Origin of the sequence: uncultured Dysgonomonas sp., from assembly GCF_900079725.1 — a bacterium.
GTDB lineage: Bacteria > Bacteroidota > Bacteroidia > Bacteroidales > Dysgonomonadaceae > Dysgonomonas.
Genome location: NZ_LT599032.1, coordinates 967,238 through 982,950 on the forward strand (window position 1 = coordinate 967,238; position 15,713 = coordinate 982,950).

A 15,713-nucleotide genomic window follows, 5' to 3' on the forward strand; every position below is an offset into this window, starting at 1 on the left:
ACACGAGATGCTTCGTGTCTCAGCATGACAAAGTACGACAACTAATTCTTCCAACTACTTAATTGATTACATTCTGCAAAATAAAATGTATTTTTGTATCCAAATCAGAATGTTTTACAAAAGATAATGAAAAAGATACAAATTATATGCTTGTTCCTGCTGTTGCCTTTTGCCTGCTCAGCCCAGTTTATAGGTATCGGGGCGCAGTATGCGGACGCCAAAGGTAAAGGAAACGATTTCCAGTTTGCCGCTAATGCGTCCTTTCCGGTATGGCATAAGAAAAATCCTCTGAATTCCTTTGTGTCCAGTGGTGTAGATTATACAGGAGGTAGTTCTCCGGTCGCAGGGTTGAACCTGAAACCAATACAATTGACTTCTTTCCTGAGCGAATCTTTATTTAATAATAATAAAGCGACAATTCTGGTTGGCTGTGATGCCGGGTATCTCTTCAATTTCAGGCATGGAAAAGACGGGATTGTGATTACTCCGAATGTATATGTCGATTACAAATTCTTTTTTGTAAAGGCAGGCTATGACTTTAATGTGACGGGGAATGAACAGCAGTTCTTTGTCAGAGCGGGATTTTGCTTTGGCATGGGAACATTTAAAAATTTTGTGAAGACAGAAATTTGGTAAGTAAAAGATAGGTCAGCGACCTAAGGAGATAATAATGAAAATAGCAGCATTGGTATCGGGCGGGGTAGACAGTTCCGTAGTTGTACATCAGTTAAAGGAACAAGGTTACGACCCTACCATATTTTATATACGCATAGGAATGGAAGATGAGCAGGGTTATATCGATTGCCCTGCCGAAGAAGATATTGAAATTACAACCTATATAGCAAAAAAATACGGTTGTAAGATGGAAGTTGTGTCCCTGCATGAGGAATATTGGGAAAATGTGGTAAGTTATACAGTCGATGCGGTAAAGCGAGGACTGACTCCCAATCCGGATATGATGTGCAACAAAATGATTAAGTTCGGATGCTTTGAGCAAAAATGGGGGCACGAATTTGATAAGATTGCCACAGGACATTATGCAACAACTACTGAGCTGAATGGTAAGACATGGCTCTCTACTGCAAAAGATCATGTGAAAGACCAAACCTACTTTCTGGGGCAGATAGATTATTTACAAGTGTCGAAATTGATGTTTCCGATAGGTGATCTGCTCAAGAGTGAGGTACGCACTATTGCCGCTCAACAGGGATTACCATCGGCCCAACGTAAAGATAGTCAGGGTATTTGTTTTCTAGGCAAAGTAAATTATAATGACTTTATTCGCCGCTATCTGGGAGAACGCAAAGGTAAGATCGTGGAACTGGAAACAGGGAATGTTCTGGGCAAACATGATGGTTATTGGTTTCACACTATCGGCCAACGTCGGGGTTTGAAACTGAGTGGTGGCCCGTGGTTTGTGATAAAGAAGGATACAAAACGCAATATCGTTTATGTATCTAATGGCTACGATCCTGAAACACAATATGGGAAAGTGGTAAATCTAGCAGGGTTTTCATTTATAACAGATGATATCTGGGGAGATTTTGAAGGTAGGAAAGACATCACTTTCAAAATACGGCATACCCCTGAGTTTACCCATGGCTATATAGAAAAAATAGGAGATCTGTATCGCATCCACTCCGATGAAAAGATACAGGGTATTGCCGCCGGACAGTTTGGCGTAGTCTATGATGCCGATTCCAAATTGTGTATTGGCAGCGGGATGATAGCCAATGACGAGACTTAAGATAAGTATATCAGCAAAGAACTTATAACCATAATCCATAAACATCCATGTTTCTTTTTGATGACCTAGCTAAAATCCAGCTTGTCGATGTAATCGAATTTCTGGGGACGATTGCGTTTGCTATCAGTGGTATCCGTCTGGCTTCGGCTAAACGGTTCGACTGGTTCGGTGCAATAGTAATCGGTTTTGTTACCGCTACCGGAGGCGGTACATTGCGTGACTTGTTGCTGGATGTGCCTATATTCTGGACACAGGCCAGCCGGTATATCTGGTGTACACTGTTTGCCTTTCTGATAGTACTGTGTTTTCGTAAATTTTTGGTACATCTTAACAATACTATTTTCTGGTTCGACTGTATCGGACTGGGACTATTTGTTGTGGTAGGCTACGAAAAAGCTCTGGCTCTCGACTATCCGGTATGGGTGTGCGTCGCCATGGCTACTATCACAGGTATAGTTGGAGGTATGATACGTGACATTTTGATAAATGAAGTTCCTATTATTTTTACACAGGAACTTTATGCTGTAGCCTGTATCTTAGGCGGAATTTTGTTTAGTATACTTCATTATCTGAATGTGGATTTGGCGGTAATAGAAATCTCTACAGCTGTATTTGTTGTAGTGATAAGAGTATTAGCTACGAAATATCGTCTGAAGTTACCTATATTAAAAGGAGAGGATTAGTCAATAAACATGATGATTCTCACTGTAGTAGGCAATATTAGAAGGATAAATGAGTTATATTTGTGTATTAATTATGATTGTTAAGTAATAGGTGACAACATCTTGAAAAGATATATTTACTATACATTAGGTTCGATAATATTACTCTCATATTTAGCTTCGTGCAAATCGGTGAAATTGGAAGATGCCGATAAGAAATTTGCACAGGGCGAGTATTTTGTTGCTGCCGATATGTATCGTAAAATATACCGTAAAACACCGGCAAAAAAACGAGAACTGCGTGGTGAAGTAGCTCTTCGCATGGCTGAAAGCTACCGTCTCATAAATTACCCGATGAGGGCAAATGCAGCATATGCCAATGCTATACGCTACAAGGTGAACGACAGTACGGTCACACTTCAGTATGCACGTTCTCTTCACAAGGCTGGTGATTATAAGCAAGCGGCAAAATACTATCAGGAATTTCTTCAACTATATCCGGGAAATCAATTTGCACTGAATGGCTTGGAGGGTACGCGACTGGCTCCGCTATGGAAAGCCAAGCCCACGCTACATCCCGTCAAACGTATGGACTTGTTTAACTCCAACAGAGGCGAATTCAGCCCCATGCTTCTGCCTCCCGATTACGATCAGGTTTATTTCTCATCCAATCGCAAAGAAGCCACAGGTGATACTATCAGTGGGATAACGGGGGCTAAACTGAATGACATTTTCATGTCCCGCAAAGATGAAAATGGTAACTGGATGAAGGTAGAGCATGTAGAATCAGCTATTAACACAGAGTCGGATGAAGGAACGCCATCGTTTACCATAGCAGGGACAACAATGTATTATACGCATACTCCTGTTCCCGATTCGGTAGGAATATTCTTCCCGGGTATCTATGTGTCGCAACGCACGGGCGGCTCGTGGAGTGCCGGTACTAAACTGGATATAAGCAGAAGGGATACGCTCAGTGTATATGCCCACCCTACAATAAATTCGACGGGAGATGTGCTCTATTTTGTATCCGACAGGGCAGGCGGGTATGGAGGAAAGGATATATGGAAAGCTACTTTAGTCGGCGATCTTGTCGAATCTGTTCAAAATCTCGGACCGGATATAAATACGGCAGGAGACGAGATGTTTCCTTATCTGCGCAATGATTCCACCCTTTACTTTTCATCGGACGGACACCCGGGTATGGGGGGGCTGGATATATTCAGGGCATCATATAATTCTGTAACCGGACGATGGACTCCTGAGAATATGCAGTTTCCTGTCAATTCGCAGGCTGATGATTTCGGCGTAACTTTCGAGGGAGAGAGGGAAAGCGGGTTCTTTAGTTCCAACCGTGGCGACGGGAAAGGCTTCGACCATATCTATTCGTTCGAATATCCTGTAATCAAAACGCTTGTCGAGGGCTATATAGTGGATACGGATGATGAGTTTGTCACCAATTCCACTATCCGTGTTGTAGGTCGCGACGGAACGAATAAGAAGTTTCCGGGAAAGAATGACGGCACTTATACTCTCGATGTCGCTCAGGGCATTGATTATGTATTCCTTGCCAGCGGCACAAATTATCTGAATACCCGCATGGCATTGAAGACAGTGGAGATGGAAAAGGATTCCACTTATCTGGTCGATTTTATTCTGACTCCGATAAATAAGCCTGTGGTGTTGGAGAATATATTCTATGATTTTGATAAAGCTACTTTACGTCCCGAATCGAAAGAGGAACTGGATGGGTTGATCGACTTGCTTAATCTGAATCCGAATGTAACCATAGAATTATCGGCGCATACCGACCGTAAAGGTTCGGATGAATATAATAACAGATTATCGCAACGTAGAGCTGAGTCAGTGGTTAATTATCTGATTACGCATGGTATAGCCAAAGACCGCCTGACTGCAGTAGGTAAAGGAAAGACCCAGCCCAAAAATGTAACCAAAGCGGTTGTCAAGAAATATGATTTTCTGAAAGAAGGAGAGGTATTGACTGAGCAATTTATACAGGAATTGCCGCCTGAACAACAGGATATGGCCGATCAGGTAAATCGTCGTACAGAGTTCAGAGTATTGAGTATAACTTATAATTTGGAATAGATGAAAAGGTTTATCCTCTCTTTTTTACTGGGTGCAGTATCTTTTGCCTTTTTGCAAGCTCAGGAACTGAACGCCAAACTGACTATAAATACACAACAGGTACCATCTGCCGATAAGCAGTTGTTCTCCTCTCTGGAGTCTGAGCTCAATAAGTTATTAAACGAGCAGAAATGGACAGAAGCCAATTTTAGCAGGGATGAACGTATAAACTGCAATGTAAATATAACTGTAACTAGTTTTTCGCCTTCAGATAATAATTATACCGCCGAAATACAGATTACATCCCAGCGTCCGGTTTATAATTCGTCCTATGTAACTTCTCTGATAAATTACAGGGATACCCAATTTGATTTTAACTATTCATCCGGCTTGCCGCTAGACTTTAATAACACGGCAGTTAGCAATAATCTTGTTGCTGTGATCTCGTTTTATGCTTATATTATTATTGGTTTCGATTTCGATTCCTTTTCTCTGAATGGAGGCAGACCCTATTTTAGTAAGGCCATGGAAATAGCCAATATGTCGCAATCTTTAGGTGTGAGAGGGTGGGAGCCATTCTCAGGAAAGAATAATAACAGATATGATTTAGCACTCGCACTTACAGAAGAAAGTTCCTCTTCTTTCCATAGTTTCTGGTATAACTATCATCGCATGGGATTGGACGAGATGGCTGCAAATGCATCGCGTGGAAGGATACGCATTATAGAGTCTGTCAATGATGTACGGAAATTATATGATGCCCGCCCGTCTTCAGTATTACTTAGTGTTATAGCTGAAACAAAGATTGATGAAATTGTCCGTGTATGTTCTCAGGCGACAACGGAGGAAAAGCAAAGTATGAAAAAAACATTGAGTCAGATGTTTCCTACCAAGAGCTATAATATAAATATGCTGAAATAAAGGTGCTGTACCGATTTCTATATATAATATTTTTGAAAAAATTTATCTATATATTAGCCGATAGCCTTTAGCTGTTAGTTCTTTGGCTGATTGATTGGCCCCTCCAACCTCCCCTTGGGGCAGGGCTGTTAAGTTTTATTTTTTACCCTCTGTGTCATGTTGAACGGAGTGAAACATCTCGTTTTTCAGTGTCGGGATCCTTCGTTCCACTCAGGATGACAGCAGAAAATAACAGAACAAAGTAGAGAACTTAACAACCCTGCCCCAAGGGGAGGCTACAGAGAGGGTAAAAGTAATAGGTAGAAATAGTATAGCCTTTGTTACCTTTTTAATAATGAGATATTGATTATTGTTTACTGATGACTGTAAACTGTAAACTGCTTACTGTCTAATCCTTCTTCTGAATTCTGCACATACTATGGCTGTCGCTATCGCTACATTCAGCGACTCGGAAGTTGTATTTCCTTCAGGATAATTGGGTATGTAAAGTTTCCTTGTGATCCGCTTCTCTATATCGGGACGGATACCATTACCTTCATTACCCATTACAATAATACCGTGAGGAGCAATGTCCTGTTCGTATATGTTTTTACCATCCAATAGCGTCCCGTAAACCGGGATGTGTTTATTATTATCCAGAAAACCGGCTAAATCGACATAATGGATAGTAACCCGTGCGAGTGCTCCCATTGTGGCCTGTACTACTTTCGGATTGTAAATATCGGCAGTATCGTGTGTACAAAATATATGTTTTATTCCATACCAATCGGCCAAACGGACTATCGTTCCCAGATTACCGGGGTCTTGTATACCATCGAGAGCCAGTACGAGCTGATTATTAATATCGATAGCTTCCGGATGTTTCGGCTGATAGAAAACGGCAAGCACCTGTTGCGGATTTTGGAGAAAACTGGCTTGTGCGAGTTGGCTTTCATTCACTTCTATAACTTCTTCAATGTCTGTAATATCCAATTCAGATAAAAATCCGGGTAGTGCGACCAGTAGCTGACACTTCATACAGGGGAGTAAATCGCTCACCAGTTTATTACCCTCGGCTATGAAAGTTCCATATTCAGACCTGAATTTTTTCTCTTTCAGTGAACGGATATATTTTAATTTATTTTTGCTTAGACTCATTTGTTTACATGTAATTCATAGACTGCCGACTGAAGCTATTGATACAATATTTTTTTATATCAGTCACCCAAATAGTTGAATGATACGACGCCTCCATATCCGACTCTTTTTCTTAAATTAAATAGTTTCTTGCAACAAAACTACAAAAAGAAACAATTAAAACCCTAAATTTGTCGTTCATTTGATAAATACTAAGGTCACAGACCTGTTTATTACTATTGTATCTGCAACAGAAATAGTTGATACGACTAGGTAGTGTTGCTTTGAATACTGTCTTTTACTTATATTTGTTAGGTTGCCAATGAGGTATAAAATAATAGCTTTTGCGCTTGTAGTTAGTTTTTGCGCCATTTTGATTCAATCCTGTAGTTCCACCAAATTTGTCCCTGATGGAGAATATCTGCTGGAGAGTGCTACTGTAAAGAGCGATAAGAAGGTTATACCAACCTACGAAATGGAGACATATATAAAGCAGAAGCCGAACTATAAGACTTTTTCCATCTTTAAATTACCCCTTTTTATATACAATCTTGCCGGGACGGATACCACCAAATGGATAAGCCGCACATTGATACATGCGGGTGACCCGCCGGTGCTTTACGATAGTTCAATGGTGCATCTGACCGTGAATAATCTGGAGAGGATAATGACAAACAAAGGGTATTTGAATGCGGAAGTAGCCCCCATTATCGATTTGGATAAAAAGACGGCGAAGATAACGTATGATATAAAAGCCGGAGAGCCTTACCGAATCAGTGATTATAGAATAGATGTAAATGACAGTATCGTATCCAACCCGCTACTGATAGCGCCTCCATCACGTAAAAATGAGAATAAGGATGGTATGGTACGGCCTCCTCTGGGTATAGATTCTATACTGAGAAGAAATACCCTGGTAAAGAAAAATTCGATTTTCGATCTCGATATGCTTGATCAGGAAAGGGATCGTATCTCTTCCATTTTCAGGAGAGCGGGTTATTTTGCCTTTAATAAGGAATATATAGGTTTCGAAGCCGATACTACAATGGGGATAAACAATGTAGAATTGGATCTTACCATATATCCTTTTGTTCAGGGAGGAAGTGGCGGCAGCCAGGTCACTTCTGTGCCACATCGCCAATACAGGGTAAAAGCGGTAGAGTTCTATGTTGATTATAATCCTCTCGAAGATGGTAATCTGGGGCAATATCAGGAGACAACGGTGTATGAGAGAGGTGGTTATAAAATAAAATACGGACCCAGAGGGGAGTATATCAAGCCCAACGTCATCCTTAATAATTGCTATATTACACCCGGAAGCCTGTATAATGAAACACTGACAACGATGACATACAGTGCTTTATCGCAGCTGAAAATTCTCAAAAATGTGAATATTGCCTGGGAAAATGATTCTACAGACTTACGTTGTATAATCACATGCGTACCGGATAAAAAACAAGGAATTTCAGCAGAAGTAGAAGGCACCAATTCGGGGGGATTCTTCGGTCTGGGTGCAGGAGTGGGTTATCTGCACCGGAACGCATTTAAAGGATCGGAGCTGTTTAGTGCCCGTTTGCGTGGTTCTTATGAAGCTATTACGCCTAATTTTTCCAGTTTTTATAAAAATTATTTTGAGATCGGGGGCGAAACTTCCCTTACGTTTCCCCGTTTTATGTTCCCATTCCTTAAGCGTGATTTCCGACGTAGTATACATGCTTCTACGCAATTCAACACGAGTTACACTTTCCAGCGAAGACCGAATTTTTTCACGCGTACTGTTTTGTCGGGAGGAGTAAAATATATATGGCAGGATAGGCGATTGTCTTTGAACAGGCATGTATTCGATCTGATAGATATCAGTTATGTGCATTTGCCTAAAAGTTCATTAGATACTACATTTTACAATGAACTATCTGCAGCAGCGCAGCAATATAGCTTCAATGACCATTTTATTATGAGTATGGGATATACATTCTCTCGGTCAAATGTAGCCAGTCCTACCAGACGAAACCAACCTGTCTATTCATTACGTGCATCCATAGAAACGGCAGGGAATGTACTGGCCCTTGCCGCGGCTATCGCAAATGCAGAACCTAATGAGATGGGTTCCAAGCAGGTATTTGGAACTAATTTTGCCCAATATGTCAAGGGTACAGTCGATTATAGTAAGACATATCAGGTAGATGAGAAGAATTCTTTTGCATGGCATGTAGGAGGGGGTATTGCCTATCCGTATGGAAACAGTGAACAGATACCTATACAGAAACGGTTCTTCTCCGGGGGGGCCAACAGTGTAAGAGGATGGTCGATCAGAGAATTGGGGCCAGGGTCGTACTATTTTAAACCATCAGAAACCGGAAATGAGAAAGACAACTTTTATTACCATTCGGGAGATATCCGTTTCGATGCCAGTCTGGAATATCGTAGCAAACTCTTCTGGGTACTGGAGCTGGGGGCTTTTGTCGATGCCGGAAATATATGGACTGTAAAGGAATATGAAAAACAGGAAGGAGGCCGTTTTAGACTAGATAAGTTTTATAAAGAAATAGCTGTTGCATGGGGACTTGGGCTCCGATTCGACTTCGACTATGTCCTTATCCGTCTCGATTGCGGCTGGAAAGCATATGACCCGTCAGGTGATCCTAATACAAAGAGATGGCCAATTTCGGAACCTTTCAAAATCAGGAAGAATACAGCATGGCATATTGCAGTGGGGTATCCGTTCTGATGCCGCCCTGCAAATGAGTGAAAGAAAGTATAACTACCTCTCCGCTTCTTTTAATTCTTTTTAGGCAATATGTTTTAACAAAGTTAGTTTATAAGACGTACATTTGTTGATAAATAACTAAATGAATATCTATTGATGAAAAAGATACTCCTGCCCTTGTTTATTATTAGTCTTGCACTCAATCTGACAGCTCAGACATACGAAGATATGGTGAGCCGTGCCATGGACTATGTAGAGCAGAATGATTATGCAGCTGCAGAGCAGGCTATGAAGGCCGCTTTGCGAAAGGAACCGACCAACCCCAATAATCCCATGCTGATGGTAAATCTGGGAACTATACAACGTAATCTGGGAGAGCTCGACGAGGCTCTGATCTCATATAATGTCGCTATAGAGAAATACCCTGATGCGCCTTTCATCAGGCACAACAGGGCTGCACTTTATTGTGAGATGAACAAGTTCGACGATGCGCTGAAAGACTACAACACAATACTAGCAACCGATCCGAAAGATCTGGAAGCATTGTATCGTAGAGGATTGATTTATATCAGTAATAGAAATCTTTTCGCGGCAGAAGAAGATTTTGAGAAAATTATAGAGTTATACCCCGAAAATCTGAACGGCAAAATGGGGATAGCAGCTATAAAGAAACGTAGATCGGAATGGAAAGAAGCCGAAGAAATGTATGCCGACCTCATTTATAGACATAAATCGAATGCCGATCTGTATTACAACCGTGCCGAATGTTATTTGAGACTTAATAAACTGGCAAGTACAGAGAGCGACATAAAGAAAGCATTGGAACTTGGCTATGATGGTGCGCCTATCTATATTCTGAGGGGGCAACTAAGGTTGGCTCAATATGAGAAACGCTTAGCAAGGGAAGATTTTCTGAAGGCTAAAGAACTGGGTGCAGATGAAACTATTGTAGAGGATTTTTTACGGCTATGCAAATAAATAAGGATCAATTAGATTAGTCCTTTTTGTGACTCGACATAATCAGAATAAATTTAGCTTCTGCTCTCGCTACTTAAAATGTTCTATTTCCTTGATAGTGGCTTAACAATTATATAAGCCCAATATTTGCTGTTTTTGTTCACAGGGCAAAGAGGAAGATAGCCTTCGACTATCCTGTAATCTTTAAATACAGCAGGATACTGTTCTTCCTTCAATTTGTGGCGATTAAATATTTCACCTTCTTCGGAACTGAACTCTAGATGATATCTGCCATCCGATAAGGGTGATATATAATTCTCGAACAGACGGATTGCCAAGTATCCCATATTGTAACGCATATTTATCTCCAGGCAAGGGTGTATCTTATATCCACCCTCTTCTTTATATATGAGCATATCCACACCGATACAACCTTTGTAAACAAAAGCGTATCTCTCCCTTAAAATAGCGATTAGCTCTAGCTTGATTTTGTCCAGAAGGGCTAGAGGGATATTCGTCGTTAGCTCGTTTATGATATTCTCCTGGGAACCCAGATAATTTCCCTGATATGCACCTTTATTGGTGGTATAAAATAAAGAATATCCCGCAAAGTCGACACCTCCTTGTCCATCACAAATAAATTCCATAGCGAAATCAACCTGCTTGTCTAAAACGCTTTCGATGGATACACTGCCTTGCTTTTTTAGTATGCCATGCAATATTTGTCGTTCTGTTCGTGTCAGTCCTGTCGACGGAAGCCACAGTAAGCCCCGGCCTGATGAAGAATAAGGTGCTTTTGCCAATAATTGTAGAGGAGAACTATTTACAGCTTCTTCAATATCTTCGAGTTTGTCATAAAAATGTGGAGCGATATTTTTTGATATTTCGAGTATGTTTGCAATAATGTCTTTTAAACAATCGTTTGCAGCCTGCCTGCTATTAAGGTAGATGTATGCCTCATCCCATTCCGGTATTTTCAGGCCTATGCCATATCTTTTATTCAGTTCGCAGAAGTAATATATGGCCTGTGGTGATATTCCCCATAATGATACCTCCAGTTCTGGAAAATGAAGTAAACTTCCGGCAGTTATATGCTTAGGTAGTGACGGAAAATATTCTAACAGAAATCGATAAAATTCGGTATCATTATTTTCGTCAATCAGGACAGGATCGCAGGCCGCACCGTACCATGCCGGAAGAAAAGACAATTCCTTTTGCATCGATACAATATTTGACGGTGCTGTATAATACGGTGAACCGTTTTTTACTGCAGTTTCGTGACCGGGATTGAAAAAGAGAAGCATTTGCAATTAATTTAAGGTCACAGACCTATTTATTATTCAAGAGAGTGAAACAACAGGAATCAACCATTGTTTTAGATTATATCATTAAGTTATATTCAAACTTAACGCTTGCAAAAATAGTGAATATCTTTGGAATCTCCGATTTATAAAAATGGTATAAACAATGTCAATATTAACATAATAATTATCTATTTGACTTATTAGAAATAAGGGTTTATATTTGTGTCAGAATTGAAAATAACTAACTTAAAAAAAATAAAAGATTATGTCAGTATTAGTAGGAAAAAAAGCGCCTGTATTCAAGGCAAATGCTGTGGTAAACGGTAACGAAATAGTAGAAGGCTTTTCATTGGAACAATTCAATGGTAAGAAATATGTTGTATTCTTTTTCTATCCGGCCGATTTTACATTTGTTTGTCCAACTGAGATCATTGCTTTTCAGGATAAAATAGCAGAATTCGAATCCCGTAATGTAGCCGTAGTTGGTGCTTCAACCGATTCAGCTTTTTCGCATTGGAAGTGGTTGCAAACAGAACAAAACGATGGCGGCATCAAAGGGGTTAAATATCCATTGGTTGCAGACCAGAGTTTAATGATATCTTCTGCATACGATGTATTGGCCGGTGCGTTCGATTATAACGATGAGGGTGAAGACGTATTTAATGGCGCTCCTCAGGCTTATCGCGGTCTTTTCCTTATCGATAAGGACGGAGTAGTACGCCATCAGGTGGTAAATGATATGCCATTAGGCCGTAGCGTGGATGAAATTCTTCGCGTAATCGATGCCCTTCAGTTTACTGAAGAATATGGCGAAGTTTGCCCTGCTAACTGGAAAAAAGGAGATAAAGCACTTAAGGCAACACAAGAAGGTATATCAGATTACTTATCTCACAAGCATTAAGGATCAATCTTATTAAGCTATAGGGCGTATTAATGCAACAATAACTATTGTTGTTGCAGATACAGAACTAATAAATAGGTCTGAGACCTTAGTGGAATATTTTTAGGTTAATTTAGTTCAGAAAGTCGTAATCTCCCGATTACGGCTTTCTGTTTTATTGATAGGTACTGATTTGAAAAGGATGCATATCTCATAACCTATTATTCCGGTTATCACAAAGCCGTTGAAATGAATGGATATTATCTGACGATCCATACAAATAAATAATTTCTATCTTTTATTAAGACTTTATTATGCTAACTATTCTGTACCTTTGCGGTTGCAAATTTAATATAACCGAATTGTGAAATATAATTTCGACCAGATAATCGACCGCAAAGGAACAAGTGCCCTCAAAACTGACGCACTGGAGCCGCGCTATGGAAATCCCGATCTGATACCCCTATGGGTAGCCGATATGGACTTTTTGTCACCTCCGGCAGTAACAGAGGCTATTATAGAGCGGGCAAAACATGGTATATTTGGATATACCTGTCCGTCTCAGGCATATTACGATGCTATAATCAATTGGGTGGATAAGAAACACGACTGGAAAATAGAGCAGGAATGGCTGACATTCATTCCCGGTATTGTCAAAGGAATTGCTTTTGTTATCGATTGCTTTACAACCAAAGACGATAAAGTGATTATACAGCCGCCTGTTTATCATCCTTTCCGTATTATACCTACATTGCACCATCGGCCGGTGGCAGATAACCCATTGATATTGGAATCCGGACAGTATAGGATGGATCTGGAGGGATTGAAAAAGATGGTTGATCCGTCATATAAGGTACTTATTCTTTGCAATCCTCATAATCCCGGCGGACGGGTATGGACACGGCAGGAATTGGTTGATATAGCTGAAATCTGTTATGATAATAATATCCTTGTTATCTCAGATGAGATCCATTCCGATTTGGCTTTTACTCCACATAAACATATTCCTTTTGCCAGTGTGTCAGACAAAGCTGCTCAAAACAGCATAACATTTATGGCGCCAAGTAAGACATTCAATATAGCAGGTATAGTAAGTTCCTACTCTATTATACCAAATAAGGATTTGAGAAATCGATTCAATGCTTATCTTTCTAGCAGTGAACTTGAAGAAGGACATATCTTTGCCTATCTTGCCGCACAGGCTGTTTATGAACATGGCGATGAGTGGCTTGCAGAGGCTAAGGACTATATCTGGAAAAACATCACTTTTGTAGATGAATACCTGAAAGAGAATATTCCTCTGATAAAGGTTATGCTACCGCAGGCTTCTTTCCTTGTTTGGCTCGATTGTAAAGAACTCGGGCTTCAGCAAAAAGAATTGGTTTCGCTATTTGTAAAGGATGCCAAATTGGCACTTAACGATGGAACCATGTTCGGACAGGGAGGAGAAGGGTATATGCGCCTAAATGTGGGCACACCTTTGGCTAACATCCGGAAAGCGTTGGATAATCTTAAAAAGGCGATAGATTCCAAACAAATAGGCTAAGAAAGTTGTTTTAAAGCGAAATTAGGCACGATTGTTGTCATCAAAGAATAAACAAAAGAGTCTCAACAGACTTTGGTTATTAATTAAACAAACAAATACTTAAAATGAAAATTTCAACAAATAAGTTTGTTTCTTTATCTTATGATCTTAATGTAGGTGAAGGTGAAGAACGTGAACTAATGGAAAGAGCTACAGCTGAGACTCCACTTGAATTTATCTACGGAACAAACTCGATGCTTGAGGCTTTTGAAAAGAATCTGGACGGATTGACTGAGGGTGATTCCTTCGATTTCGTACTTACTCCGGACGAAGCATACGGTGAATACGATGATGATGCATTGGTAGACTTACCCCGCCATATATTTGAGCAAGACGGCAAATTAAACGAGGAAGTGATCTTCGAAGGTAATATGGTACCGATGATGGACTCGAATGGTAACCGCTTGAATGGCTCTGTGGTAGAAGTTAAGGAAGATGTTATCAAGATGGACTTCAACCACCCGTTAGCAGGTGAAACATTGAACTTCTCAGGTAAGGTTCTTAATGTCAGAGAATCTACTCCTGAAGAAATAGCTGCATTATTTGCTCCTCAAGGCGGTTGCGGATGTGGTTCAGGTTGTGGATGCGGAGATGGCGAAGAAGACTCTTGCGGATGCGGTAGCCATGATGAGAAAGAAATGGCCGGCGGTTGCGGTTCAGGCTGTGGTTGCGGTGGACACTAAAATAAGATTTTGATATATAGAAGAGGACAGGTCTTAAGGCCTGTCCTTTTTATTTCTATCTATGACCTTTGGTTATTTTTGCTTATTCGCTGGCATTGTTCAGTCTGTCTACAGTCTCTTTGTCTAATTTCAGATCAACAGCTTTCAGTATATCGAGTTGGGTCGCTTTGGAGACGCTGGCTATAGGAGCTGTAATAGACGGGTGCGCTATAAGCCAGGCAAGAGCCACCTGTGCAGGTGTCGCATTTAACTGCTTCGAAACCTGCGTCAATGTATCCAGGATGCGTCTTCCTCTATCGTTCATATATTCATTTACAGCGTCGGTTCTATTGCCTTTAACCTCCTCATCAAATTTGTATTTGCCTGTAAGAAAGCCACTAGCCAAAGAATAATAGCTGACTACACCCAGATTGTATCTTTCTGCTATGCGCTCGTATTCAGTTTCGTACTTGTATCTGTCATAGAGATTATACTCAGGTTGGAGGCAGATATATTCGGCATATCCGTTATCCTTACTTTTATGAATAGACTCTACTAGCCTTTCTGCACTCATATTCGAAGCTCCTATATGCCGGACTTTGCCTTCTTTTATTAGTTGGGAATAAGTTTCCAGTGTTTCCTCCTGTGGAGTAGCAAGATCGTCGTAATGAGAGAAGTATAGATCTATATAGTCTGTTTGCAGGCGTAGTAGTGAATCTTCCACCTGTTTTAATATATAATCTTTTTTCAAGCCTTTATTATCGGGCGAAAAAGCAGCTCCGACTTTAGTCGCAATAATAAGGTCTTTTCTTTTCCCTGATTTCTTTAACCAATTGCCTATAATAGTTTCCGATTCACCTCCTTCATTGCCGGGTACCCATGCTGAGTATACATTTGCTGTATCTATGAAATTAAATCCTGTGTCGGTGTATGCATCAAGAATATCAAAAGATACTTTCTCATCGGCTGTCCAGCCGAAAACATTTCCACCCAGACAGAAAGGATATACTTCCAGTTCTGATTTTCCTATTTTTCTTTTTTCCATTTTAGTGTATAACTAGTTAGTAATGATGTTAAAACAAAT

At 40.3% G+C, this 15,713-nt stretch carries 14 protein-coding genes; 10 read left to right on the forward strand and 4 right to left on the reverse strand.

Annotated elements, in window-relative coordinates; translation table 11 throughout:
* Positions 1-126: 126 nt before the first annotated feature.
* From QZL88_RS04175 to QZL88_RS04195, 5 genes are all read left to right on the forward strand, one after another.
* Entirely contained in the window at positions 127-636 is a 510-nt protein-coding gene (locus tag QZL88_RS04175) for a hypothetical protein (protein WP_296938784.1), read from the forward strand.
* Positions 637-670: 34 nt separating this feature from the next.
* On the forward strand, positions 671-1,747 hold the full coding sequence (gene mnmA / locus QZL88_RS04180; RefSeq protein WP_296938785.1) for a tRNA 2-thiouridine(34) synthase MnmA: 1,077 nt from the start codon (positions 671-673) through the stop codon (positions 1,745-1,747).
* A gap of 47 nt (positions 1,748-1,794) precedes the next feature.
* Positions 1,795-2,430, forward strand: a complete 636-nt coding sequence (locus QZL88_RS04185; RefSeq protein ID WP_296938786.1) for a trimeric intracellular cation channel family protein — start codon at positions 1,795-1,797, stop codon at positions 2,428-2,430.
* A gap of 102 nt (positions 2,431-2,532) precedes the next feature.
* Positions 2,533-4,518 (forward strand): OmpA family protein, encoded by a 1,986-nt coding sequence (locus QZL88_RS04190; RefSeq protein WP_296938787.1) that lies wholly within the window; start codon positions 2,533-2,535, stop codon positions 4,516-4,518.
* On the forward strand, positions 4,519-5,418 hold the full coding sequence (locus QZL88_RS04195; protein WP_296938788.1) for a DUF4835 family protein: 900 nt from the start codon (positions 4,519-4,521) through the stop codon (positions 5,416-5,418).
* A gap of 381 nt (positions 5,419-5,799) precedes the next feature.
* Here QZL88_RS04195 and QZL88_RS04200 read toward each other — a convergent pair whose 3' ends face one another.
* Positions 5,800-6,555, reverse strand: coding sequence for an RNA methyltransferase (locus QZL88_RS04200; RefSeq protein ID WP_296938789.1), 756 nt, complete (start codon positions 6,553-6,555; stop codon positions 5,800-5,802).
* A gap of 301 nt (positions 6,556-6,856) precedes the next feature.
* Between QZL88_RS04200 and QZL88_RS04205 the strand changes: the two genes are divergently transcribed.
* Positions 6,857-9,262, forward strand: coding sequence for a BamA/TamA family outer membrane protein (locus QZL88_RS04205; protein ID WP_296938790.1), 2,406 nt, complete (start codon positions 6,857-6,859; stop codon positions 9,260-9,262).
* A gap of 135 nt (positions 9,263-9,397) precedes the next feature.
* Entirely contained in the window at positions 9,398-10,219 is an 822-nt protein-coding gene (locus QZL88_RS04210) for a tetratricopeptide repeat protein (protein WP_296938791.1), read from the forward strand.
* Positions 10,220-10,302: 83 nt separating this feature from the next.
* On the opposite strand, the gene QZL88_RS04215 is transcribed toward QZL88_RS04210, so the two are convergent.
* On the reverse strand, positions 10,303-11,502 hold the full coding sequence (locus tag QZL88_RS04215) for a hypothetical protein (RefSeq protein ID WP_296938792.1): 1,200 nt from the start codon (positions 11,500-11,502) through the stop codon (positions 10,303-10,305).
* 265 nt (positions 11,503-11,767) lie between these two features.
* Between QZL88_RS04215 and QZL88_RS04220 the strand changes: the two genes are divergently transcribed.
* A complete protein-coding gene (locus QZL88_RS04220) occupies positions 11,768-12,403 on the forward strand; it encodes a peroxiredoxin (RefSeq protein ID WP_296938793.1) in 636 nt (211 codons plus the stop codon).
* Between the two features lie 117 nt (positions 12,404-12,520).
* Here QZL88_RS04220 and QZL88_RS04225 read toward each other — a convergent pair whose 3' ends face one another.
* Positions 12,521-12,658, reverse strand: a complete 138-nt coding sequence (locus QZL88_RS04225; protein ID WP_296938794.1) for a hypothetical protein — start codon at positions 12,656-12,658, stop codon at positions 12,521-12,523.
* 88 nt (positions 12,659-12,746) lie between these two features.
* On the opposite strand from QZL88_RS04225, the gene QZL88_RS04230 reads away from it, so the two are divergent.
* The gene (locus tag QZL88_RS04230) at positions 12,747-13,928 is read left to right on the forward strand and encodes a PatB family C-S lyase (RefSeq protein WP_296938795.1); all 1,182 of its coding nucleotides are present in this window, start codon (positions 12,747-12,749) and stop codon (positions 13,926-13,928) included.
* A 104-nt stretch (positions 13,929-14,032) separates the two neighbouring features.
* On the forward strand, positions 14,033-14,650 hold the full coding sequence (locus QZL88_RS04235) for an FKBP-type peptidyl-prolyl cis-trans isomerase (RefSeq protein ID WP_296938797.1): 618 nt from the start codon (positions 14,033-14,035) through the stop codon (positions 14,648-14,650).
* Positions 14,651-14,732: 82 nt separating this feature from the next.
* Here the strand turns inward: QZL88_RS04235 and QZL88_RS04240 are convergent, their stop codons facing one another.
* Positions 14,733-15,674: an aldo/keto reductase gene (locus tag QZL88_RS04240; RefSeq protein WP_296938798.1), complete on the reverse strand. Its 942-nt coding sequence runs from the start codon at positions 15,672-15,674 to the stop codon at positions 14,733-14,735.
* Positions 15,675-15,713: the final 39 nt, after the last annotated feature.